The following is a 19885-nucleotide window of genomic DNA, read 5'->3' on the forward strand; positions in this document are numbered from 1 at the left end:
TGCTGACGGGTCCAGGCGGTTCAGCGCAGGGGAGGGCGAAAAATGTGCACTATGTGCACTATGTACACTGTCTTTTTTCCGGCGACGGGTGTCGCCCCTCAGCGGCCGTCCAGCCTCGCCAGCTCCCGCGCGCCATAGAAGCGGGGCTCCAGCCCCTTAATCCACAGCACCTTGCCGATACCGCGCGCGGCCTGGTCCATCATCTGCGCCCGCGATGGCCGGTTCAACAGCGTCAGGATCAGCGCCGCCGCTCCCCATATGATCGCCTGTCCCGCGCCGATGACCATCCACCGCGCCACGCCCGGCCAGTTCCGGTTCGCGGCCGCCGTCTGGCTGGGCCCCTGGCCATAGGCGAAGGCGCGGGCCAGGGCGTAACGCAGCGTCGCCCGATGTGGCGGCGCGAACTCCTCGACCCAAGCCTCGGCGGCCCAGGCGAACCGTCCGCCGCGCGCCGCCAGCGCCGCGAACAGCGCGTCATCCTCGCCCCCCGCCTGATCGGCGCGGGTGTCGAACGGCGCCGGGCCGGGCAGGGCGGTCGCCCGCACCATCAGGCTGGCCCCGCAGCCATAGGCCCGATCGATGAGCCGGCTGTACGCCGGTCCCTCGCGGCCGAAGAACCGTTCCAGATAGTCGCGCGTCCACCCGACCGTGTCGGGCACGCGCCCGCGAATGGGGCTGAACACCACGTCGGCCCCCGTCGCCGCCTGAACGTCCAGCAGCGCCGCCAGCCAGCCGGGCGACGCCGCCTCGTCGTCGTCCAGAAAGGCGATCAGCGGCGCGTCCGTGGCCGCCAGCCCAGCGTTGCGCGCCGTCGCCACGCCCGGTGTCGGCGCGTGGACCAGCACCAGCGGGCAGGGCGCCTCGGCCCGCAACGCCTCGACCACCGGCCCGGCCGTCCCTTGCGGATCATTGTCCACGACCACGATCTCGCGCATCGCCGCCGTGTGCCCGAACAGCGACCGCAGCGCCCGCGTCAGGCTCTCGGGCCGCCGCAGGGTGGGGATCAGAACGGCGACGTCGCTCATCACACCACGTCCGCATACAGGGCGACCCGGTACAGCCGCAGGGACAGCGCCCGCGCCCTGACCGGCGCCCACACCGTCGCCGCCGCCCGCTTCAGCATCGGCCGCACCAACGACAGGCCGGGCGCCCGCTTCAGCACCCGCGCCAGCCGATAGCTGGGATAGGCCGCCACGATGTCTGGATGCCGCGCCACGACCCGCGCAAAGTTCGGCGCCGACTGCTCGTATTTGGCGGTCAGGGCCGCCACCTCGTCCAGCCCCATATGGGTCGCCGGATTGTCGATATGGCCGACAGGGAAGCGGCGCGACACCCGCATCGCCCACTCCACATCCTCCCAGCCCCAGCCGGTGAAGCCGGGATCGAACGCCTCGGTCTCGAACACGTCCCGCCGGACCAGCAGGTTGGAGGTATACACATACTTCTCGGGCTGCCTGGCCCGCTCGGCCGCCGCCACGCACTCGGCATGGCCCGACAGCGCCCTGTGGACCGCGAACCGCGCCTCGTCCGGCGCCTGGTCCAGCGAGAACCCGCCAAAGACGACCGGCGTCGCCCCATGGGTCTGCGCCAGCCAGGCGTGCAGGAAATCCGCCCCGTCCGGCCGCATGTCGCTGTCCAGGAACAGCAGCCAGTCCCCGCGCGCCGCCGACGCCAGCCGGTTCCGCCCTATCGAGCGCCCCTCGTTGCCGTCCAGGGTGATCAACCGGACGGGCAGGGCGCTGTGGCTCAGCCGACCCTCCAGCCGCGCGGTCAGGCCCGCATCGCCGGTGCCGTCGTCCAGCAGCACAACCTCGACCGCGCCCTTCAGCCCCGCCGCCTCGGTCTCCAGCCGCGCCAGCAGATCCGCCGGGTCGTCCCGCAGAAAGGGGATCAGCACCGACAGGCGCGGAGCCGCCGTGGCCCAGGCCGGGCTCTCCATGATCCACGCCGCGCTCATGCCGCCGCCCTTCGCGCCCGCGCCGCGCCGATCAGCCGCCGGGCCAGGTCGCGCACGCCCGCCGCGTTCAGCGTCAGCGAGACCGCCGCATAAACCGCTGCCCCGACCCCGGCGTCCAGCATCAGCTCCGCGAACCCGCCGATGGGCGGTAACCGCCATACCACGGCCGCCATGACCCCCGCCGCCACACCACAGCGGACGAGCGTCTCCCACGGGATCGGCAGGACCATCACCCGCCGCCCCAGCACGATGAACGCCACGATGCCCAAAGCGAAGCTGGCCGCCGTGGCCCAGGCCGCCCCCATCACCCCATAGGGCGGGATCAGCAGCAGGTTCAGCACGACGTTAGCGCTGGCCGGAACCAGCATCGCGCCCAACAGCCTCCCGGTCCGCTGGCCCAGCGTGAAGGCCTGACCGAAATAATAGACCTGCAGCCCCGACAGCAGGGCCGACAGGGCGATCCACGGCGTGATGGCGGCGGCGGCCGTGCGCAGCTCCTCGCCGATCATGATCTCGGCCATGGGCCGCGCCACCAGCGCGACCCCCACGGCGGCCGGCAGGCCGATCAGGATGAAGGTCGAGGCCTGCTCCCGCGCCGCCTCGCGCAGGCGCTCGGGCCCGCCGCGCTCCAGCGCCATGACCAGCGCCGGCATCCCCGCCGCGCCCAGCCAGATGAACAGGACGTCCAGCGTCCGGTTGGCGATGCTGTAACCCGCATGATAGGCGCCCACCGCCGCCTCGTTCAGGAAGGCCGCCAGCAGGAAGCGGTCCGTCGATGCCAGCGCCACCGCCAGCGCCAGCGACGCGGCGATCGGATAGCCATAGCGGGCGTAACCCAGCAGCCGCTCCCGCTCCCATTTCGCGCCCCGCGCCTCGCGCAGTTCGCCGGGCAGCACCAGCGGCAGGGCCAGCAGCGGCGCGATCAGCAAGCCCAGCAGCGGCGACGCCGCCCCCGCGCCCGACAGCGCGAATCCCACGCCGATCAGCAGGCCGGCGATGGCGGTGAAGATGTCCAGCCCGGCTGCCTTGGCCACCTGGCCCTCGGCGCGGAACCTCTCCTGCGCCAGCTTGACCAGGCAGCGGATCGGCGCGCCCGCCAGCGCCGCCGTCAGCGCCCAGCGGAAGGTCGCCTCCATCGGCCAGATCCACAGCAGCGCCGTAGCCGCCAACGCGAACCCGGCGCTCAGCACAAAGGCGGCGGCGTACAGGGTGGCGAAATGCGCCTTCAGGCCACGCCCGGGCGTCTCGGCTGCCCAGAAGCGCGCCATCGCCGCTTCCAGCCAGCTGAACACCGCCACATGGCTCAGCGTCATGACCGAGAAGGCCAGGGCGTAACGGCCGAACTCTTCCGGGCTCAGCAGCCGGGTGAACAGCACGATGGTCAGGAAACCGACCACCCCCTGCACGATATTGGCCGGCAGATAGCCCCACACCCCCCGCCAGAACATCAGCGAACCGCCAGCCGGTCGCCCAGCAGAACCGGCACGGTCACGGCCATGATCCACATATCCAGCCAGAAGGACTGGCGCTCGATATAGTCCACGTCCAGCTGAACCCGGCGGCGCACGTCGGCGGCCGTGTGCAGCGGTCCGCGCGATCCCTTGATGGCGGCCCAACCGGTCATGCCCGGCTTGATGCGATGGCGGGCGGCGTATTCGGCCACCAGCCGGGCGGACTCGATCTCACCGGTCTTCATACCGATGGCGTGGGGCCGCGGCCCCACCAGCGACATCTCGCCCCGGACGACGTTCAGCAGCTGCGGCAGTTCATCCAGGCTGGTCGAGCGCAGGAAGCGGCCCAGCCGCGTGATCCGATCGTCGTCATGGGTCACCTGCCGGGATGCGGTCGCGTCGGCGGCCTCGTGCCGCATCGAGCGGAACTTCCACACCACGATCTCCTCGTGGTTGAAGCCGTGCCGCCGTTGTCGGAATAGGGCCGGCCCGGGGCTGTCCAGCTTCACCGCCACGGCGATGAGCGCCATGACCGGCGCCAGCAGCACCATCGCGATCACGCCCAGGATCAGATCCTGCAGCCGCTTGTTGAACGCCCGCCGATCCGCATCCGCCCCGCCGTCCAGCGACGCCAGCGGCGCGGCCGCCAGCTTGTCCAGCGCCGCGCTGCGTTCGTCCGCGCCGTGCGGATCGACCAGCAGGGTGACCTCATTGGGCAGGGTCTGCAGCCGCCGCGTCAACTCGCGCACCCGCGCCTGGGCTCTGGGATCGATGGCCAGCACGATCCTGTCGACATAGGGCGTCATCCGATGACTCAGCAGCGCCTCGGCCGTACCCAACACCGGCACGCCGTGAACACTGGCCGGCGACCGCGCCAGCCGGTCGTCGAACACGCCCAGAATATTGATCTGCCGCCGCTCCAGCGCATCCTGGATCAGCCGCTCGGCATGACGGGTCGCGCCGACGATGACGACATTGGGCGTCAGCGCCCCCGACGCGCGCCAGCGACCGATCAGGTCGCTCCAGCCGATATGCAGGGCGTACAGCGACACCAGTGTCAGACCGGTCCACACCAGATAGGCGGCTACCGGAGCCTGCCCGCCATGCAGGATCCAGCCCAGCAGCCCTGCCAGCGCGCCGCCCGTGACGACCACGCCCGCGACCGCCGCCAGCCTCAGCGCCGTCGCCTCGCCGCGCGGGAATCTGTACAGGCCCAGCGACTGCATCAGCGCCAGGATCGCCCACCCGCCGACCGCGAATGGCGCCAGGGTCGACAGCGGCGCGTGAACCAGACCCCCGCGCGTGGACGCCCAGGCGCAGGCCAGCGTCATCAGCGTGACCGCCAGCACATCCGCGCCCCGGAAATAGTGCGCCGCCAGCCGGACACTGCCCCTCTGGCGCGCGTTCAGCCAAACCTCGGGCCGGAAGGGGCCACGCCGGGCCGCGCCATCCGATTCGTGCAGAGCCTTCGCCGCCAGCGCACGCAGCGCGACCGCATCCAGCTCGATCTCGCTGGCGCGGTTCAGGCGTTCGGAACGCAGGCGGGCAGGGGCGTTCGGCATGAAAATCCGGGCGAAAGACGTCTGTCTTCATGCCATGTCCCCCGTGCATGTCGCGTTAACGTCAGGACCCGGTTGCGCCCCGCCCCGCGCTCGGCTATCGACGCGTCCTGCCGGAGACGTGGCCGAGTGGCTGAAGGCAACGGTTTGCTAAATCGTCGTACCCTGTAAGGGGTACCGAGGGTTCGAATCCCTCCGTCTCCGCCAGATTTCCCCGCCCAGGATTAAAGCGAACCCCCGCGCGCCCGCGTGCGTCTTTGTGCCTTGATCGAAGAAGCGACCGGCGTGAGCGTGCGCAGGTAAGGGTATATTTTGCGACAGGTGCAAGAATCTTGCTCCGATCTGCGCTTTTCCTCTTGTCAGTTTCGCGAATGCGTAAAACAGTTCGCAACTGCGAAATCGATGAGGGGGTACACGAATGTCGCAGTTGATGAACCGCGTACCGGGGCTGCTGGCCCTGTGTTGTCTGATCGGGGGCCTATTCTACGTTGGCACGGCGCTCGCCGCGCCGGAGCTCGCAGGGGCCGCTGAAATCGTAAGTGCTGCAGTGACAGCGCCGGAGACCGCTCCGGCGCTGTTTTCACATCAGGTTCCGCTGGAGCTGGACGCCGCCGGCACCGCCTGGCTGGGGACGTCCACGGCCCTGGTGCTTCTGATGACCTTGCCGGGTCTGGCGCTGTTCTACGGCGGCATGGTGCGGCGCAAGAACGTCATCGCCACCATCACCCAGTCGGTCGCCGCCTTTGCAGTGGTCTCGCTGGTCTGGTTCGTGGCTGGCTACACCATCGCCTTCGGGACCAATGGCGACGCGGGGGTGAACCAGTATGTCGGCAGTCTGGACGCCCTGTTTCTGAATGGGGTGACGGTCGATACGGCCCACAGCTTGCTGCCGGGCATTCCGGAGTTCCTCTGGATCTCGTTCCAGCTGACCTTTGCGATCATCACGCCGGCGCTGATCACAGGGGCGTTCGCCGAGCGGCTGAAATACTCGGGCATGCTGCTGTTCACGGCCCTGTGGTCGCTGGTGGTCTATGCGCCGATCGCCCACTGGGTGTGGGGCGGCGGCTTCCTGGGCGGCATGGGGGTGCTGGACTTTGCCGGCGGCGCCGTGGTGCACGTCAACTCGGGCGTCGCGGGTCTGGTCTGTGCGCTCTTCCTTGGGACGCGCAAGGGGTATGGGGTCGAGCCGATCACGGCGCACAACCCTGTCCTGACGATGATCGGCGCCTCTCTGCTGCTGGTCGGCTGGATCGGCTTCAACGCCGGTTCGGCGGGGGCGACCAACGGCCTGATGGGCGTCGCCCTGATTAACACCCTGCTGGCCGCCGCGGCCGCGTCGCTGACCTGGAAGTTCGTCGAGGTCATCGAGAAGCGGAAATGGTCGCTGATCGGCGTCCTGTCAGGGGTCGTGGCGGGGCTTGTCGCCATCACGCCGGCGGCGGGCTTCGTTGATCCCAAGGGCGCGGTCATCATCGGCCTGATCGCGGGACCGGTCTGTTACGTCTCGTCAGTCTGGATCAAGAAGCTGCTGCGTTATGACGACAGTCTGGACGCCTTTGGCATCCATGGCGCGGGTGGTCTGGTTGGCGCGCTGCTGACGGGGGTCTTCGCCACGGCGACGATCAACGAGCTGTCGGACGGCGCCAATCTGGCGACCCAGGCCATGGGTCTGGTCTGGACCATCGTGTGGAGCGCTGTGGGCACCTTCGCCATCCTGATGGTCTGCAAGTTCACGACGGGACTGCGCGTCACCGACGCCCAGGAAACCGAGGGGCTGGACAGCCATCTGCATGGAGAAGTGCTGGATCCGGCCTGACGGCAGGGGGCGCGGCGCTCTCCCGTCGCGCCCCCGTTCTTCGACCCGGCTCCGCTCCATCCCGGAGCCGGATGAGTAAGGCGTCATCGAGAAACCATCTGACTTGAGGGGATACAGTCATGAGATCGGGTATCGTGTGCGTTTCAATGCTGGCCCTGGCGCTCGCCGCCGGGTCGGCGCAGGCTCAGACCCAGCCTGAGGTGTCGTTCAACATCGGGGTCACCAGCGACTACGTCTTTCGGGGCTTCAGCCAGACGAACGAGGAGCCGGCGATCCAGGGGGGCGTCGACGCCAGCATCGGCTCCTTCTACGCGGGGGCGTGGGCGTCCACCGTCGATTTCGGCGATGATACGGACGCCGAACTGGACATCTACGGGGGGTATCTGTTCGACGTCGCAGGCTTTGACTTCGATGTCGGCGTGATCGGCTATCACTATATCGGAGCGCCGAATTTCACCGATTACGACCTGGTGGAATTCAAGGCGACGGTGTCGCGGAGTATCGACCGGGTGTCGTTCGGCGCGGGTGTCTATTACTCGCCTGACTTCTTCGGCGCGGGCGAGGTGGCGACCTATGTCGAGGGTAATGTGGGCTTTGCCTTCACCGACCGGTTCAGCGTGTCAGGCGCCTATGGCAAGCAGTATCTGGACGTCAGCGACGACTATTCCACCTGGAATGTCGGCGGCGAACTGGCCCTGACGGACAGCCTGTCGCTGGATGTGCGGTATCACGACACGGATATCGATGGCCCCCTCAGCGAGGGGCGGGTGACTGCGACGCTGGGCTTCGGCTTCTGAAGACTACGGACCGACGTCGTTGGCGTCGGTCCGACCGTCATCGACAGGGCGGGGCAGGCTGACGGCGATGCCGAGCGCCTGGGCCAGCTTTTCATCGCGACGATAGACATCCTCGCGGAAGGCGACGCGGCCCTGGCCGTCCACGAAGGCGGTCCAGTAGAGCAGACGCACCCCGATCTCGCGGCCAGTCGTCACACGGGTGGTGCGGCGGTTGTCCTGGGCCGTGTCGAACTGACCCAGCTTTTCCGGGTTGGGCGACAGCAGCAGGCGCGCGAAATCGACCGCACCCTGAACCCGTACGCAGCCGTGGCTGCGGTGGCGGTAAGCGTTGTTGAAGGCGGCCTTTGACGGGGTGTCGTGCAGGAAGATGGCGTAGCTGTCGCGCAGCTCGAACTTCACATAGCCGAGCGCGGCGGTAGGGCCCGCGCGCTGAACCACGCCGCCCTCGGGCGTGACGTACATGTTCTGGCTTTGCAGATAGGCCTCGCCCCTGGGCAGGATTTCACGACGGGCGATGCCGGCGGGTACGTACCAGGGCGGATTGGCCACGACCGAGGCGAAGGGCTTTTCCAGGCTGGGGGTGGCGTTCTCGGGCGAGCCGACGACGACGCGGTTGGAGTGAACCGGCTTGCCGTCCTTCCAGTAGACCATGATGGCGGCGGCGGTGTTGACCTCGATCCGCTCGGGCTGGAGGTCGCGCTTGAGCCAGCGACGGCGCTCCAGGTTCAGGGCGATCTGGCGGGCGCGATCCTCGGCCGAGGCAGACAGCGAGCGCTGGGTGGCCTGGCCGATACGGCCATCGACGCCCAGGCCGTGGCGGGTCTGGAAGCTGCGCACGGCCTGCTGCAGTTCGGCTCCATAGACATTACCCATCAGGCCCAGACGCGCGCCCTCGGCGGCGGTGAGGTCGCCTTCGGCCACCAGACGCATGACCAGCGACGGGATGCGGGGGTCCGAACCGCCCGGCTCGATGGCGGCGCCGACGCGGAAGGCGGGCCAGCCGCCGTTCTGGATCAGGCGACGATAACGGACATAGCCCGCGGACAGGTTGGAATAGCCGATGTCGGTCGGGGCCAGCCCCTCGAACCAGTTCAGCAGTTCGTTGCGGGTCAGGGCGTCGGTCAAGCCGCGCGGCAGGTCGGCGCGATTCTTCTGCATCTCCCACAACTCCTCGACCGTCTCTGGCCGGACGCGGCCCTCGGACAGGACGCGGCCATAGGCGAGGGCGGCGGCGGTGGTGCGGATCTCGCTGCTGGCGGGATCGGACGCCAGGCCGACGAAGTCGAAGAAGTCGGAGGACGACAGGCCGTGACGCTCGGCCCGGCCGGCGACGGTGTTCAGGGCGCGGACACGCTCGGGTGTCCAGACGGGCCGCGAGCCGTTCAACTCATAGAAGGCGCGGACGTCGTCCTGGACCGTAGCAGGCAGGCGGGCCAGCTGGTCGTTGAAGGCGCCGGCGAAGGCCGTGGCGTCGGGAAGGCGAGTCTGGGCCCCGGCCGCACCCGCCGCAGCGGTGGCCAAGGCCGCGGAGGCGGCGCCAAAACCCAGTTCCCGTCGATTCATGTCCGATCCGCTCAAAAAACTCGGCCCCCACTGACGCCCCCGGGACCGAACGTGGCCATGTTATCGGCGTTCCGGCCAAACAAAAAGCGCCGGTCGCGAGACCGGCGCTTTGCGTGTCCTTTTCGCCTCGCGGCGAGGGCCTACTTCTTGATGAAGCCGCCGAACTTGTTGTTGAAGCGCGAGACGCGGCCGCCGCGGTCCATCAGCTGCTGGTTGCCGCCGGTCCAGGCCGGGTGGGTCGAGGGGTCGATATCCAGGTTCAGGACAGCGCCTTCTTTCCCGTAGGTCGAACGGGTCTGGTAGGTCGAGCCATCCACCATCGTGACGGTGATGAAGTGGTAGTCGGGGTGCGTGTCCGCTTTCATGGTCCTGGTCCGGATCTCTGCGCGACGACGATGCCGACCGTCACTGCGCGTAAATAGAGAAAACCCGCCGAACAGCGCGGCGGGAACGAGGGGCGGCGTTTACACCGGGGGCCGTTCCGGGGCAAGAGGCGCGGCCATGAGCCAGTCTTCAACGCCTATCCCCGCCGCCACAGAGCCGCACGGCCGCCCCGGCGCGGGCGCCGTGCTGGTCGAGCAGATGGATGAGGCGAGCGGAAAGCGCGCCAAGAGCCGCAATGTCCGGCCGCTGGCGCGGTTGTTGCCCTTCCTGGGGCGGCACAAGATGGACGCGGTCATCGCGGGTCTGTGGCTGATCGGATCGACCGCCGCGTCGCTGGCGCTGACGGCGACGGCGAGGGGCGCCATAGACCAGGGTTTCGACAATGGCGGGCGGGACATCAATTTCTGGTTCCTGGTGCTGGGGGCTAACGCCCTGCTGCTGGGGCTGGCGACGGCGTTCCGGTACTTCTACGTCACCAAGACGGGCGAGCGGGTGATCGCCGACCTGCGCAAGGCGCTGTTCGAGCGCATCCTGACGCTGGACCCGGTGTTCTTTGTCCACATGCGGACAGGCGAGGTGCTGTCGCGCCTGACCACGGATATCCAGCTGGTGGACACGTTGCTGACGACTTCGGTCAGCTATGCGTTGCGCAACTTCCTGACGCTGATCGGCGGGGTGATCCTGTTGTTCTTCGTCAGTCCCAAGCTGACGGGGCTGGTGCTGCTGATCGTGCCGCTGCTGATCGTGCCGCTGTTCGTGTTCGGACGGCGGGTGCGCAAGCTGACGGTGGCGTCGCAGGACCGGTTCGCCAACGCCGTCGGCTTCGCCGGGGAGAGCGTCGACGCGCTGGAGACGGTTCAGGCGTTCGGGCGCGAAATGAGCGCCGCCGCCCGGTTCGGCGAGGCGGTCGAGGGCGCGTTCGGGGTGTCGCTGACGCGGATGCGGGCGCGGGCGCTGATGACCGCCCTGATCATCGTGGTGATGTTCGGTGGCGTGACGCTGGTGCTGTGGCTGGGCGCGCAGGATGTGATCGCCGGGACCATGACCCCGGGCGCCCTGCTGCAGTTCGTGCTGCTGTCGGTGTTCGCGGCCGGGGCCGTGGGCGCGCTGGGCGAGAGCTGGGGCGATGTCCAGAAGGCCGCCGGCGCCATGGAGCGGATCGACGAGCTGATGCGGGCCGTGCCGGCCATCGCGCCGCCCGAGCGGCCCGTGGCCCTGCCTACGCCGCCGCGTGGCGAGGTGTCGATGTCGGCGGTGGACTTCGCCTATCCGGGACGGCCGGACCTGCCGGCGCTGAAGGGGTTCAGCCTGACCGTGCGGCCGGGCGAGACGGTGGCCCTGGTCGGGCCGTCGGGGGCGGGCAAGTCGACGGTGTTCCGCCTGCTGCTGCGCTTCTATGACCCGCAGACGGGGCTGGTGTCGGTGGACGGCGTCGATGTGCGTCAGGCCGATCCGGTCGAGGTGCGCAGCCGGTTCGCCTGGGTGTCGCAGGAGGCGCCGCTGTTCTCGGGCTCGGCGCTGGAGAATATCCGCTTTGGCCACGAGGCGGCGACGCTGGAAGAGGCGCGAACGGTGGCGCAGGAGGCCCAGGCTCTGGGCTTCATCGACGCCTTGCCGGAAGGGTTCGATACGCCGCTGGGTGAGCGGGCCAAGAGCCTGTCGGGCGGACAGCGCCAACGACTGGCCATCGCCCGGGCGCTGGTCCGCGAGGCGCCGATCCTGCTGCTGGACGAGGCGACCAGCGCGCTGGACGCCGAGAACGAGCGACTGGTGCAACAGGCGCTGGACCAGGCGATGGAAGCGCGCACCACCCTGGTCATCGCCCACCGCCTGGCGACCGTGCTGCGGGCCGACCGGATCGTGGTCATGGACGCCGGTCAGGTGGTCGAGCAGGGCACCCACGCGGAGCTGACGGCCAAGGGCGGTCTGTACGCCCGGCTGGCGTCACTGCAGTTCCAGGCGGACTAGGCGGAGTGCACTGACGGCTGCAGAAAAAAGTGAGTGCACATAGTGCACATAGTGCACTTTTTTGAAGGTCGGACGCGGCGCTCCCGCGATGTCAAAAGCGATGTCGCAGCATATCGCAGTTTTGATCTCGGTGGGCCGATCAGGTCGGCAACGCGGTGCAGCCTTGAATTCTCAGCCCGATTTCGCCTCGGCCATTACATCAGGGCAAGCCGCTGTCGCAGGCAATCGCGCGATCAGCGGCCCAGTGCGGCCGGATGATCGGTGAAAACGGCGTCCACGCCCTGGGCTGAGAGGCGGGTGAAGCGGGCGGCGAGGTCGCCGTAGGCGGCGGGGCTGTCGCTGCGGCGGTCGAGGGGCGGCAGGAAGGCGTTTTCGGCGCGCAGGGTCCAGACGGCGACCTTTAGGCCCGCCGCGTGGGCGTCGGCGATCAGGGATGTGCGGCCGCCGTCGTCGGCTTCGATCAGTGACGCCTCGGCGCCGATCCAGCGGGCGTAACGGGAGACGGCGTTTAGGCCGTCGGGCGTGAGCATGGCGGCGTAAGACAGGTCAGGCCGATCGACGGGACCACCGGCAGCGGCGACCAGTTGCAGCAGGGGCGCGTCGATGCGGGCGGCCAGCCGCTCCAGCGCGCCGACCTCGAAACACTGGATCAGGACCGGGGCGTCGGGGCCGGTCAGGCCGTGGCGCTGCAGCGTCGCGACGAAGGCGTTCTCCATCGGCAGGCCCAGGGCGGCGAAATGCGAGGGGTGCTTCAACTCCGGCGCGATGGCGATACGGCGGCCTGTGCGGCGAGAGGCGTCGCGGGCGATGGCGATCACGTCGTCGAAGGTGAGGATGGGCTCCTGACCGTCGAAGGCGGTGTTGGCGGGGCGCAGGTCGGGCAGGCGCTCGCGCGCGCGCAGGGTTTGGATCTCGGCCAGGGTGCAGTCTTCGGTGAACCAGCCGGTGACCGGTTGGCCGTCGATGGTGCGCGTGGTGCGGCGGTCGGCGAACCGGGGATGGTCGGCGACGTCGGTCGTGCCGCCGATCTCGTTCTCGTGCCGGACGACCAGATGGCCGTCGCGGGTCATGACCAGGTCGGGCTCGATGACATCCGCGCCTTGGTCGATGGCCAGTTCATAGGCGGTGCGCGTGTGCTCGGGCCGTTCGCCGGAGGCGCCGCGGTGGGCGATGACGAGGGGGTTGGGCAGGGCACGCATGCCTACACCATGACCCTTCTCCCCTTGCGGGAGAAGGTGGCCGAGCAAGGCGAGGTCGGATGAGGGGTCTGGCAACGCTGGAATGAGGGGCGCAAGCAAACCGCCGTCGACCCCTCATCCGTCAGGCGTCGCCTGCCACCTTCTCCCGCAAGGGGAGAAGGATGTTGGTCACGCCGCCTGCAGCACCTTGCGCAGCTGGGTGTGGAGGTCGGGGTTGGCGGCGATGATGGTTTTGCCGGACTTGGGGTCGCCGTCCTGTTCGATGGAGGTGACCAGGCCGCCCGCCTCGGTGACCAGCAGGATGCCCGCCGCTACGTCCCAGGGCTGGAGATTGCGCTCGAAGAAGACGTCGTAGCGGCCGGCGGCGACCCAGGCGAAGTCCAGCGAGGCGGCGCCCAGGCGGCGGATGCCGGCGACGCGCTGGCCCACGGCGTGGATGTCCTTGATCGACTGGCCGTGGCCCGGCTTGCCGATGAAGGGGAAGCCGGTCGAGACGAGGCTTTCCGACAGGTCCTTGCGGCCCGAGACGCGGATGCGCTGGTCGTTCAGATAGGCGCCCTTGCCCTTTTCGGCCCAGTACATCTCGTTCATGACCGGGTTGTAGGTGACGGCGGCGACGATCTCGGCCGAGCCGTCCGGGTGCTTGCGCTCCAGCCCCACGGTGATGGCGAAATGGGGCATGGCGTGCATGAAGTTGGTGGTGCCGTCGATCGGATCGACGATCCAGGTGTGGGACTTGTCCGTCCCCTCGATCATGCCGCGTTCCTCGCCCAGGAAGCCGTAGCCGGGGCGGGCCTTCATCAGCAGTTCGTAGAGGGTGTCCTCGGCCTTGATGTCGGCGGCGGTGACGAAATCGCCGGGGCCCTTGCGCGAGACCTGAAGCTGGGCGACCTCGCCGAAGTCGCGGAGCATGGGGCGGGCGGTCTTGCGGACCGCGTCCATCATGACTTGAAGCAGGGCGGAGGCGAGGGCCATGGGGGAAGCTCCTGGTCCGGCATGCCCTCAGCAAGGCGACCATTCGCCCCGGGCATGCGGAGAAGTTCAAACAGACGACGTCGGGTGACGTCGGTGAAAAGTGCTAGTGAGCAAGCAGTGAGCGATGAATCTGCGAGCCCTGGCTCACTCCTCGCTCACTGACACTCTTCACTCAATATCAGTCCGCGCGGCGGACGTATTCGCCGGTTTCGGTATCGACCACGATCCGCTCGCCCACGCCCATGTAGGGCGGGATCATGATGCGGACGCCATTGTTGGCCTTGGCCGGCTTGTAGGACGACGAGGCGGTCTGGCCCTTCACGGTCGGCTCGGTCTCGACGACTTCCAGCGTGACCTGTTCCGGCAGCGACAGGCCGATCGGACGCTCTTCGTGCATCTCGATGACGACCTTCATGCCCTCTTGCAGATAAGGGATGCGGTCTTCGCCGACCCAGTCCTTTTGCAGTTCGATCTGCTCGTAGGTGTTGTCGTCCATGAAGACCAGGCTGTCGCCGTTGTCGAACAGATAAGAGAAGTCCTTCTGTTCCAGGGTGACGCGCTCGACCTTGTCTTCCGAACGGAAGCGTTCGTTCAGCTTGTTGCCGGTCTCGAGGTTCTTGGCCTCGACGTTGGCGAAGGCGCCGCCCTTGCCAGGCTTGACGTGGCTGGCCTTGGTCACGACCCACAGGCCGCCTTCGTGCTGAAGAACCATGCCGGGCTTGATGGTGTTGCCGTTGATTTTCATCGGTGTCGCTGGTGCTGGGGCGCCGTCGTGGCGCGCGCGAAATCGGGCGCGATCCCTAGAGGAACACCGCTGAAACCGCAATGCCTGCTACGGAAGGGCGTCAGTGGACGGTGGGGCGGTCGTCGACCTTGCGGCCCATGGCGTTGGCGATGCGGACGCCGATGCCGGTGGGGGCGGCCAGCTTGCCCGCGCCGGTGTCCAGCTTGCGCGCCTCGTGGGCGAAGGCGGCGGCCAGGCCGGCCGAGGACATGGCGGCAGCGATCTGGAGACCGCGGGATGACGGGCGCAGGGCCAGCCAGACGGCGTTGACCGCCTGGGCCACGCCCCACAGGGCCATGGCGGTGGTGCGCTCGGGTCGGGGCGGGGCGTTCCAGACACGCAGGGCCGACAGGGTGGTGGCCGAGAAGACCGCGGGCAGAACCAGGCTGAGCGGGCCGCGCGGGCGTTCCGTGATCGGACCCTTGTGATGGGCCAACTGGCGCGCCGTGCGCGGGTTCGGTCGCAACAGGCTGTTGGCCGCGCCGGTGGCCAGGAAAGCGAAGCCCGCCGTCAGCAAAACGCCCGCGACGACGTGGCCGGGGCTGCGGCCCTGGATATTCAGGAACTCGGTCGCCTTGTCCCGGGCGTCATCGATGGCGTCGTCTATGGACATGGGGCTCCCCTCAAATGGCTGTGGGAGCGGAATGGGCGGGAGCGGCGAGGGGTTCCCGCCGCGCCCGCCAGAAGCCGGGTTCAGCCGCCGGTGGCGGCGCCGTCGGTGACGATCTCTTTCATCGCCGACTGGAGATAGTTCTGGGCGCCCATCAGCTCGATCAGCTTGTGCTGGTTCTCGAGGAAGTCGACGTGTTCCTCGGTGTCGGCCAGGATCTTCATCAGCAGGTCGCGGCTGACATAATCGCGAGCCGCCTCGCACTGGGTGACAGCGTCGCGGGTGGTGGCGCGGCTGTCGATTTCCAACTGCAGGTCGGCGCCCAGGCATTCGATGGGGTCTTCGCCGACCTTGAGCTTGTGCAGGTCCTGCAGGTTCGGCAGGCCGTCAAGGAACAGGATGCGCTTGATGAGCATGTCGGCGTGTTTCATCTCGCCGATCGACTCTTCATAGATGACGTTGCCGAGATGGGTCAGACCCCAGCTCTCGAACATGCGGGCATGCAGGAAATACTGGTTCACCGCCGTCAGTTCGTTCGTCAGAACGGCGTTGAGGGTGCGGATGATCGCGGGATCGCCCTTCATGGCGGTGGTCCTTCAGCCCGGCGGCGGAATCGTCCCGTCGCTCATGCGAAGACTTCTACCATAGCGAAAACGACGTTTGGGCTGTTGAGAGCGTTTATCAGCACATTGATAGTGCGAGTGAATTTCGCCCAATCGTCTGGACGGCGCTACTCTGCGGCGAGGGCGAAGGCCTGGCGGCTTTCCTGGATCATCTCACGCATTTCGCAGACGCATTTGGCGCATTGGGCCGAACAGGCGTTGTGGGCGAACACTTCGCGCGGGCGGGTAGCGCCCGCCTCGATGGCGAGGGCGACGTCACGCTGGCGAAGACCATTGCAGTTGCAGACGTACACGAGAGACCAGACCGGTTTACCGCGATGAGAATGGTTCTCTGTAGCAGGGACTTTAAGGCGATTGCAAGTCGTTCGCATGCGCTGCGACATTGACGACGAGGCGCGGGCGCGGCAGGGCGGGGGCATGGCCAAGACTCCGACCGTTCCCGCCCGTCCGCCCAGCCGGCTGTACCTGATCACGCCGTCGGCCATTCCCGACCTGGACGCCTTCGCAGGGCAGCTGGAGGCGGCGCTGGGCGCGGGCGACGTCGCGGCGTTGCAGATCCGGCTGAAACCCGCCGACGACGCGGCCATTCGCGCGGCGGTGGCCCGACTGGGTCCGATCGCGCGGGCGCACGATGTGGCGTTGATCCTGAACGACCGGCCGGACCTGGCCCGCGAGACGGGCTGCGACGGGGTGCATGTGGGACAGGATGACGTCTCGGTCGCCGAGGCGCGGCGGATCATGGGGCCCGACGCCATGGTCGGCGCGACCTGTCACGACAGCCGCCACCTGGCCATGGACACGGCCGAAGCGGGCGCGGACTACGTCGCCTTCGGCGCCTTCTTCCCGACCGACACCAAGGAGACGACGCATCGGCCCGAGCCGGAAATCCTGAGCATCTGGCAGGAGACGATGGAGACGCCCTGCGTCGCCATCGGCGGGATTACGGTCGAGACGGCGGGGGCGCTGGCCCGCGCGGGGGCCGACTTTATCGCCGTCAGCGCCGGCGTCTGGAGCCATCCGGACGGCCCGGCCGCCGCCGTCCGCGCCTTCAACCAGACGTTAGCGGAGAGCTAGGCTCTCTTCAGCGGATGTTAAATTGCGGGGATTAGGGCTTCAGGGGCAGAATTTCGAGTTTCGAGCCCTCCATGCCTGTCAGTCGCGCCTTTGAGCAGAGCCCGCAGCCGGCCCCGGCCGGCGTTCGCGCGCCCCGCGTGACGACGGCGCCGCGGTCAAGCGCGTCCGTCTTCCTCGCCGAACCTCTGGTTCCCATGCTGACGGCCGTGGGCGTCGCTGTGCTGGTGGTGCTGTGCATCGCCTTCGCCCGGTCCTCGGGACTGGTGGCGGCGCTGTGGGGCGCGGGCGGGGTGGCCGTTGCGGTCTGGCTGAGGAACGGCCGAGGCGTGGCCTATGACTGGTGTTTCGGCGCCCTGGTGGCGACGGGAATCCTGGCCGGCGAGTTCATGGTGGGCAATCCGCCCCTGCTGTCCGTCATCTTCACCGCAGCCAATATGCTGGAGATCGTCGGCGCCGTGCTGCTGGCAAGGCGGTTCGCGCCGACGCTTAATCTGGCCAGTGTCGAGGGCGTTGGGCGGTTCCTGCTGAGCGCCGCTGTGATCGCGCCGCTGCCGCCGGCCATACTGACGGCGTTGGCGCTGAATTTCCTCAATGGCGAGCCAATACTGGAGGCCTTCCAGACTTGGTGGTTCGGCCATGCGCTGGGGATTGCAGTGCTGGGGACCTTTGGTCTGGCGCTGACGCGGCGGCATCTGCTGGCGATGCGCAAGCCGTGGCGGATTCTTGAGGGTGTCGTCCTGTTGGGCATGCTGGCGGCCGCCTGTGTGGTCATCTTCTGCGGCCAGTCGACGCCGGTCAGCTTTATGGTGCTGCCGCTGTTGATCCTGATTGCTGTGCGGTTCCGGGTCCTGGGCACGGCGGCGGCCATAGTCGTGATCGCGGTGCTGGCCATCGGCGGGGCCATGGGAGGAGCCGGTCCGTACGCCGATGTAGGCGGCACGGGCGGCGAGCGGGCTCTGCTGGCGCAGCTGCTGGTGTTGTTCGGATATCTGCCGATCCTGCTGGTCGCCGCCTTGCTGGAGGAACGCGACCGGTTCGCCGAGCGCGCCCGGATGGGCCAGGCGCGGGCTGAACGGGCGTCGGAGGCCAAGTCGCGACTGCTGGCCAACGTGGCGCACGAGATCAAGAGCCCCATCGGGGGGGTTATCGGCATCGGCGACCTGTGGGTCGGTGGCCAACTGGGCGCGACGACGGCGACCCAGATCGAGATGGGCGAACTGATGGTCAAGACCGCCCGCCAGGTAGAGGCGTTGGCGCACGATCTGCTGGACGTGGCGCGGGCCGAGTCCGGGGCGGTGAAGGTCGAATTGCGGCCCACGGACGTGGCGGGTCTGCTGGAGGATGTGCGGCGATCGACGCTGCTGCGCCCGGAAGTGGCGGGCATGCGGGTCGAACTGGACTGCGAAGGCGATGGGCTGATCGCCATGGCCGATTCCCAGCGACTGGTGCAGGTGCTGGGCAATCTGGCGACCAATGCGGCCAAATACGCCAGCGAGGGCGGGATGATCCGGTTCCGGGCGCTGCGCGTCTATGACGCCGTGCGGATCGAGGTGATCGACAAGGGGCCGGGCCTGAGCGCGGACAAGCAGGCGCAACTGTTCGAGCCGTTCAACCGACTTGGCCTGGAACGCTCGGCGATCGAGGGACACGGCATCGGTCTGGCGCTGGCCAAGCGGCTGACGGAACTGCAGGGCGGATCCATCGGCGTGATGTCCGAGCCGGGCGAGGGCGCGACGTTCTGGATCGAGCTGCCGCTGGCCTGATATCGTCGGCCGAGGCCCTTGCCGTGCGACGAAAGCGGGTCGAAGCTGGCGGCATGAAAACCGTTCTCCTTGCCGCAGCCCTGACCGTCACTGGCCTGACTGTCACTGGCCTGACCGCCGTCGCATCGGAAGCGCGGGCCCAGGCGCCCCAGCAGACGCCTCAACAAACGACGCCCGCCGAGCGTAGCGCCTCGGACCTGACCCGTGACCTGAACAGCGGTCCGCCCCTTGCCGTTCCGACCGCGCGCCCGGCGACGCAAACGCCCGCCGGTACGCATACCGCCGCCAATCCAACGCCCGTCGTCCGGCCCAGCGCCCCTCAAGCGACGACAACAAACCCGGCGCCGGCGACCCGACCTGCCACAGGGACCGCAGCGCCTGCGCGGCCTGCGCCGACCCCGGCGATGGCGCCCCGGCCGACGCCCGAGGCCGCCAGACCCTCGATTACGCCGCAAGCCGCGGCCCCGGTACGACCGGCGGTGGCGCCGATTGCGCCCTCGACTTCAACCAGACCCGCCCCTGCGGCATCCGCTTCGCCCGCGGTGGCGCCCAGTCCGGCTGCCGCGCCTGAGCCGCGCCCGGAACCGGCGGCTCCCGTCGTGACTGTGCTGAACGCAGCGCAGCGGGCGGCCTTGCCGTTCACAGTCGATCTGCCCGCCGGGTTCGAGATCGTGTCGCGGCCGCAAGGACCGGATTTCGCGATCTATTCGATCCGCCGGGGCGTCCAGCCCTTTGTCATGATCTACGCCGGGCCGTCGTCGCAGTTTCCGATCTATGACGGGCAGATGGCGCAGGCGGGCGGGCGGTCCTCGATCGTCGTGACCGAGAACGGCAAGCGCCGCGCGATGGAGCATCTGTTCCAGCGCGAGGCCGCGCCGAAAGAAGTCCACGTCTGGGTCGTCAGCCTGGAAGGGGCGGACGCCGCCCTGGCTGAGCAGATCGCCCAGACCGTGGACCTGCGCTGAGGCCTTATTATTCCGACCAGACCGCCAGATCGTTGCCGGCCGGGTCGCGGAAGTGGAAACGCCGGCCGCCGGGGAAGTCGAAGATGGCGTGGGTGATCTGGCCGCCCGCCGCCTCGACCCGCTTTTGCATGGCTTCCAGGTCGGCGGCGTAAAGGATGGGCAGGGGTTTGGGGGTCATGGCCTCGACCGCGAAGCCTCCGTCCAGACCTTCGTCAAAGGCGGCGTAGTCGGGGCCGTAGTCGACGAATTTCCAACCGAAAGCCTGAGTGTAGAAGGCTTTCACCCCCGGCACGTCCGCAGCGGGCATTTCGATATAGTCCAGCTTTCCGTCTTCACGCATGGGTGATCTCTTCAGGATGGTCGCCACCGAATTTCGATCTTGCACGGCAGGCGAAGA

19 protein-coding genes and 1 tRNA gene are annotated in these 19885 nt (G+C 68.3%); 7 read left to right on the forward strand and 13 right to left on the reverse strand.

What is annotated here, in order from left to right:
* Nucleotides 1-98: 98 nt before the first annotated feature.
* From EON91_RS01110 to EON91_RS01125, 4 genes are read right to left on the reverse strand one after another with little or no spacing between them, the layout of a single operon-like run.
* The gene (locus EON91_RS01110) at nucleotides 99-1025 is read right to left on the reverse strand and encodes a glycosyltransferase family 2 protein (protein WP_292091010.1); all 927 of its coding nucleotides are present in this window, start codon (nucleotides 1023-1025) and stop codon (nucleotides 99-101) included.
* On the reverse strand, nucleotides 1025-1957 hold the full coding sequence (locus EON91_RS01115; protein ID WP_292091011.1) for a glycosyltransferase family A protein: 933 nt from the start codon (nucleotides 1955-1957) through the stop codon (nucleotides 1025-1027). Before EON91_RS01115 ends, EON91_RS01110 begins: the two co-directional genes overlap by 1 nt.
* Nucleotides 1954-3405: a lipopolysaccharide biosynthesis protein gene (locus tag EON91_RS01120; protein WP_292091012.1), complete on the reverse strand. Its 1452-nt coding sequence runs from the start codon at nucleotides 3403-3405 to the stop codon at nucleotides 1954-1956. The genes EON91_RS01115 and EON91_RS01120 overlap by 4 nt, the downstream gene beginning before the upstream one ends.
* A complete protein-coding gene (locus EON91_RS01125) occupies nucleotides 3405-4970 on the reverse strand; it encodes an exopolysaccharide biosynthesis polyprenyl glycosylphosphotransferase (RefSeq protein WP_292091013.1) in 1566 nt (521 codons plus the stop codon). The genes EON91_RS01120 and EON91_RS01125 overlap by 1 nt, the downstream gene beginning before the upstream one ends.
* A gap of 112 nt (nucleotides 4971-5082) precedes the next feature.
* Between EON91_RS01125 and EON91_RS01130 the strand changes: the two genes are divergently transcribed.
* From EON91_RS01130 to EON91_RS01140, 3 genes are all read left to right on the forward strand, one after another.
* Nucleotides 5083-5174, forward strand: a tRNA-Ser gene (locus tag EON91_RS01130).
* 211 nt (nucleotides 5175-5385) lie between these two features.
* Nucleotides 5386-6783, forward strand: a complete 1398-nt coding sequence (locus tag EON91_RS01135; protein WP_292091014.1) for an ammonium transporter — start codon at nucleotides 5386-5388, stop codon at nucleotides 6781-6783.
* 119 nt (nucleotides 6784-6902) lie between these two features.
* Nucleotides 6903-7580, forward strand: a complete 678-nt coding sequence (locus EON91_RS01140; protein WP_292091015.1) for a TorF family putative porin — start codon at nucleotides 6903-6905, stop codon at nucleotides 7578-7580.
* Between the two features lie 3 nt (nucleotides 7581-7583).
* Here EON91_RS01140 and EON91_RS01145 read toward each other — a convergent pair whose 3' ends face one another.
* Together EON91_RS01145 and rpmE are read right to left on the reverse strand one after the other, a co-directional pair.
* On the reverse strand, nucleotides 7584-9143 hold the full coding sequence (locus EON91_RS01145; RefSeq protein WP_292091016.1) for a L,D-transpeptidase family protein: 1560 nt from the start codon (nucleotides 9141-9143) through the stop codon (nucleotides 7584-7586).
* Between the two features lie 140 nt (nucleotides 9144-9283).
* Nucleotides 9284-9508 (reverse strand): 50S ribosomal protein L31, encoded by a 225-nt coding sequence (gene rpmE, locus EON91_RS01150; protein WP_292091017.1) that lies wholly within the window; start codon nucleotides 9506-9508, stop codon nucleotides 9284-9286.
* A 136-nt stretch (nucleotides 9509-9644) separates the two neighbouring features.
* On the opposite strand from rpmE, the gene EON91_RS01155 reads away from it, so the two are divergent.
* A complete protein-coding gene (locus EON91_RS01155) occupies nucleotides 9645-11495 on the forward strand; it encodes an ABC transporter transmembrane domain-containing protein (protein ID WP_292091019.1) in 1851 nt (616 codons plus the stop codon).
* 233 nt (nucleotides 11496-11728) lie between these two features.
* Here the strand turns inward: EON91_RS01155 and EON91_RS01160 are convergent, their stop codons facing one another.
* The 6 genes from EON91_RS01160 to EON91_RS01185 all read right to left on the reverse strand — a co-directional run bounded on the left by EON91_RS01160 (nucleotide 11729) and on the right by EON91_RS01185 (nucleotide 15979).
* Nucleotides 11729-12694: a glycerophosphodiester phosphodiesterase family protein gene (locus EON91_RS01160; protein ID WP_292091020.1), complete on the reverse strand. Its 966-nt coding sequence runs from the start codon at nucleotides 12692-12694 to the stop codon at nucleotides 11729-11731.
* Between the two features lie 168 nt (nucleotides 12695-12862).
* On the reverse strand, nucleotides 12863-13669 hold the full coding sequence (locus tag EON91_RS01165) for an inositol monophosphatase family protein (RefSeq protein WP_292091022.1): 807 nt from the start codon (nucleotides 13667-13669) through the stop codon (nucleotides 12863-12865).
* A gap of 178 nt (nucleotides 13670-13847) precedes the next feature.
* Entirely contained in the window at nucleotides 13848-14414 is a 567-nt protein-coding gene (efp, locus tag EON91_RS01170; protein ID WP_292091023.1) for an elongation factor P, read from the reverse strand.
* A 100-nt stretch (nucleotides 14415-14514) separates the two neighbouring features.
* A complete protein-coding gene (locus tag EON91_RS01175; RefSeq protein ID WP_292091024.1) occupies nucleotides 14515-15066 on the reverse strand; it encodes a tryptophan-rich sensory protein in 552 nt (183 codons plus the stop codon).
* An 80-nt stretch (nucleotides 15067-15146) separates the two neighbouring features.
* Nucleotides 15147-15647, reverse strand: coding sequence for a bacterioferritin (bfr, locus tag EON91_RS01180; RefSeq protein WP_292091025.1), 501 nt, complete (start codon nucleotides 15645-15647; stop codon nucleotides 15147-15149).
* A gap of 146 nt (nucleotides 15648-15793) precedes the next feature.
* Entirely contained in the window at nucleotides 15794-15979 is a 186-nt protein-coding gene (locus EON91_RS01185; RefSeq protein ID WP_292091027.1) for a (2Fe-2S)-binding protein, read from the reverse strand.
* 124 nt (nucleotides 15980-16103) lie between these two features.
* Here EON91_RS01185 and thiE point away from each other — a divergent pair, with 124 nt between their 5' ends.
* The 3 genes from thiE (at nucleotide 16104) to EON91_RS01200 (ending at nucleotide 19488) form a co-directional block, all read left to right on the forward strand.
* Entirely contained in the window at nucleotides 16104-16760 is a 657-nt protein-coding gene (gene thiE, locus EON91_RS01190) for a thiamine phosphate synthase (protein ID WP_292091052.1), read from the forward strand.
* 71 nt (nucleotides 16761-16831) lie between these two features.
* Entirely contained in the window at nucleotides 16832-18523 is a 1692-nt protein-coding gene (locus EON91_RS01195) for a sensor histidine kinase (protein ID WP_292091028.1), read from the forward strand.
* Between the two features lie 599 nt (nucleotides 18524-19122).
* Nucleotides 19123-19488 (forward strand): hypothetical protein, encoded by a 366-nt coding sequence (locus EON91_RS01200; RefSeq protein ID WP_292091029.1) that lies wholly within the window; start codon nucleotides 19123-19125, stop codon nucleotides 19486-19488.
* Nucleotides 19489-19495: 7 nt separating this feature from the next.
* On the opposite strand, the gene EON91_RS01205 is transcribed toward EON91_RS01200, so the two are convergent.
* Nucleotides 19496-19828 (reverse strand): VOC family protein, encoded by a 333-nt coding sequence (locus EON91_RS01205; protein ID WP_292091030.1) that lies wholly within the window; start codon nucleotides 19826-19828, stop codon nucleotides 19496-19498.
* Between the last annotated feature and the right edge of the window lie 57 nt (nucleotides 19829-19885).

It is taken from the genome of Brevundimonas sp. (assembly GCF_004210735.1).
Taxonomy (GTDB): Bacteria; Pseudomonadota; Alphaproteobacteria; order Caulobacterales; family Caulobacteraceae; genus Brevundimonas.

Excerpts from the sequence above, each read along its gene's own strand:
- EON91_RS01110 (WP_292091010.1), bottom strand. The coding sequence starts at position 1,025 with ATGAGCGACGTCGCCGTTCTGATCCCCACCCTGCGGCGGCCCGAGAGC.
- EON91_RS01115 (WP_292091011.1), bottom strand. The coding sequence starts at position 1,957 with ATGAGCGCGGCGTGGATCATGGAGAGCCCGGCCTGGGCCACGGCGGCT.
- EON91_RS01120 (WP_292091012.1), bottom strand. The coding sequence starts at position 3,405 with ATGTTCTGGCGGGGGGTGTGGGGCTATCTGCCGGCCAATATCGTGCAG.
- EON91_RS01125 (WP_292091013.1), bottom strand. The coding sequence starts at position 4,970 with ATGCCGAACGCCCCTGCCCGCCTGCGTTCCGAACGCCTGAACCGCGCC.
- EON91_RS01135 (WP_292091014.1), top strand. The coding sequence starts at position 5,386 with ATGTCGCAGTTGATGAACCGCGTACCGGGGCTGCTGGCCCTGTGTTGT.
- EON91_RS01140 (WP_292091015.1), top strand. The coding sequence starts at position 6,903 with ATGAGATCGGGTATCGTGTGCGTTTCAATGCTGGCCCTGGCGCTCGCC.
- EON91_RS01145 (WP_292091016.1), bottom strand. The coding sequence starts at position 9,143 with ATGAATCGACGGGAACTGGGTTTTGGCGCCGCCTCCGCGGCCTTGGCC.
- rpmE (WP_292091017.1), bottom strand. The coding sequence starts at position 9,508 with ATGAAAGCGGACACGCACCCCGACTACCACTTCATCACCGTCACGATG.
- EON91_RS01155 (WP_292091019.1), top strand. The coding sequence starts at position 9,645 with ATGAGCCAGTCTTCAACGCCTATCCCCGCCGCCACAGAGCCGCACGGC.
- EON91_RS01160 (WP_292091020.1), bottom strand. The coding sequence starts at position 12,694 with ATGCGTGCCCTGCCCAACCCCCTCGTCATCGCCCACCGCGGCGCCTCC.
- EON91_RS01165 (WP_292091022.1), bottom strand. The coding sequence starts at position 13,669 with ATGGCCCTCGCCTCCGCCCTGCTTCAAGTCATGATGGACGCGGTCCGC.
- efp (WP_292091023.1), bottom strand. The coding sequence starts at position 14,414 with ATGAAAATCAACGGCAACACCATCAAGCCCGGCATGGTTCTTCAGCAC.
- EON91_RS01175 (WP_292091024.1), bottom strand. The coding sequence starts at position 15,066 with ATGTCCATAGACGACGCCATCGATGACGCCCGGGACAAGGCGACCGAG.
- bfr (WP_292091025.1), bottom strand. The coding sequence starts at position 15,647 with ATGAAGGGCGATCCCGCGATCATCCGCACCCTCAACGCCGTTCTGACG.
- thiE (WP_292091052.1), top strand. The coding sequence starts at position 16,104 with ATGGCCAAGACTCCGACCGTTCCCGCCCGTCCGCCCAGCCGGCTGTAC.
- EON91_RS01195 (WP_292091028.1), top strand. The coding sequence starts at position 16,832 with ATGCCTGTCAGTCGCGCCTTTGAGCAGAGCCCGCAGCCGGCCCCGGCC.
- EON91_RS01205 (WP_292091030.1), bottom strand. The coding sequence starts at position 19,828 with ATGCGTGAAGACGGAAAGCTGGACTATATCGAAATGCCCGCTGCGGAC.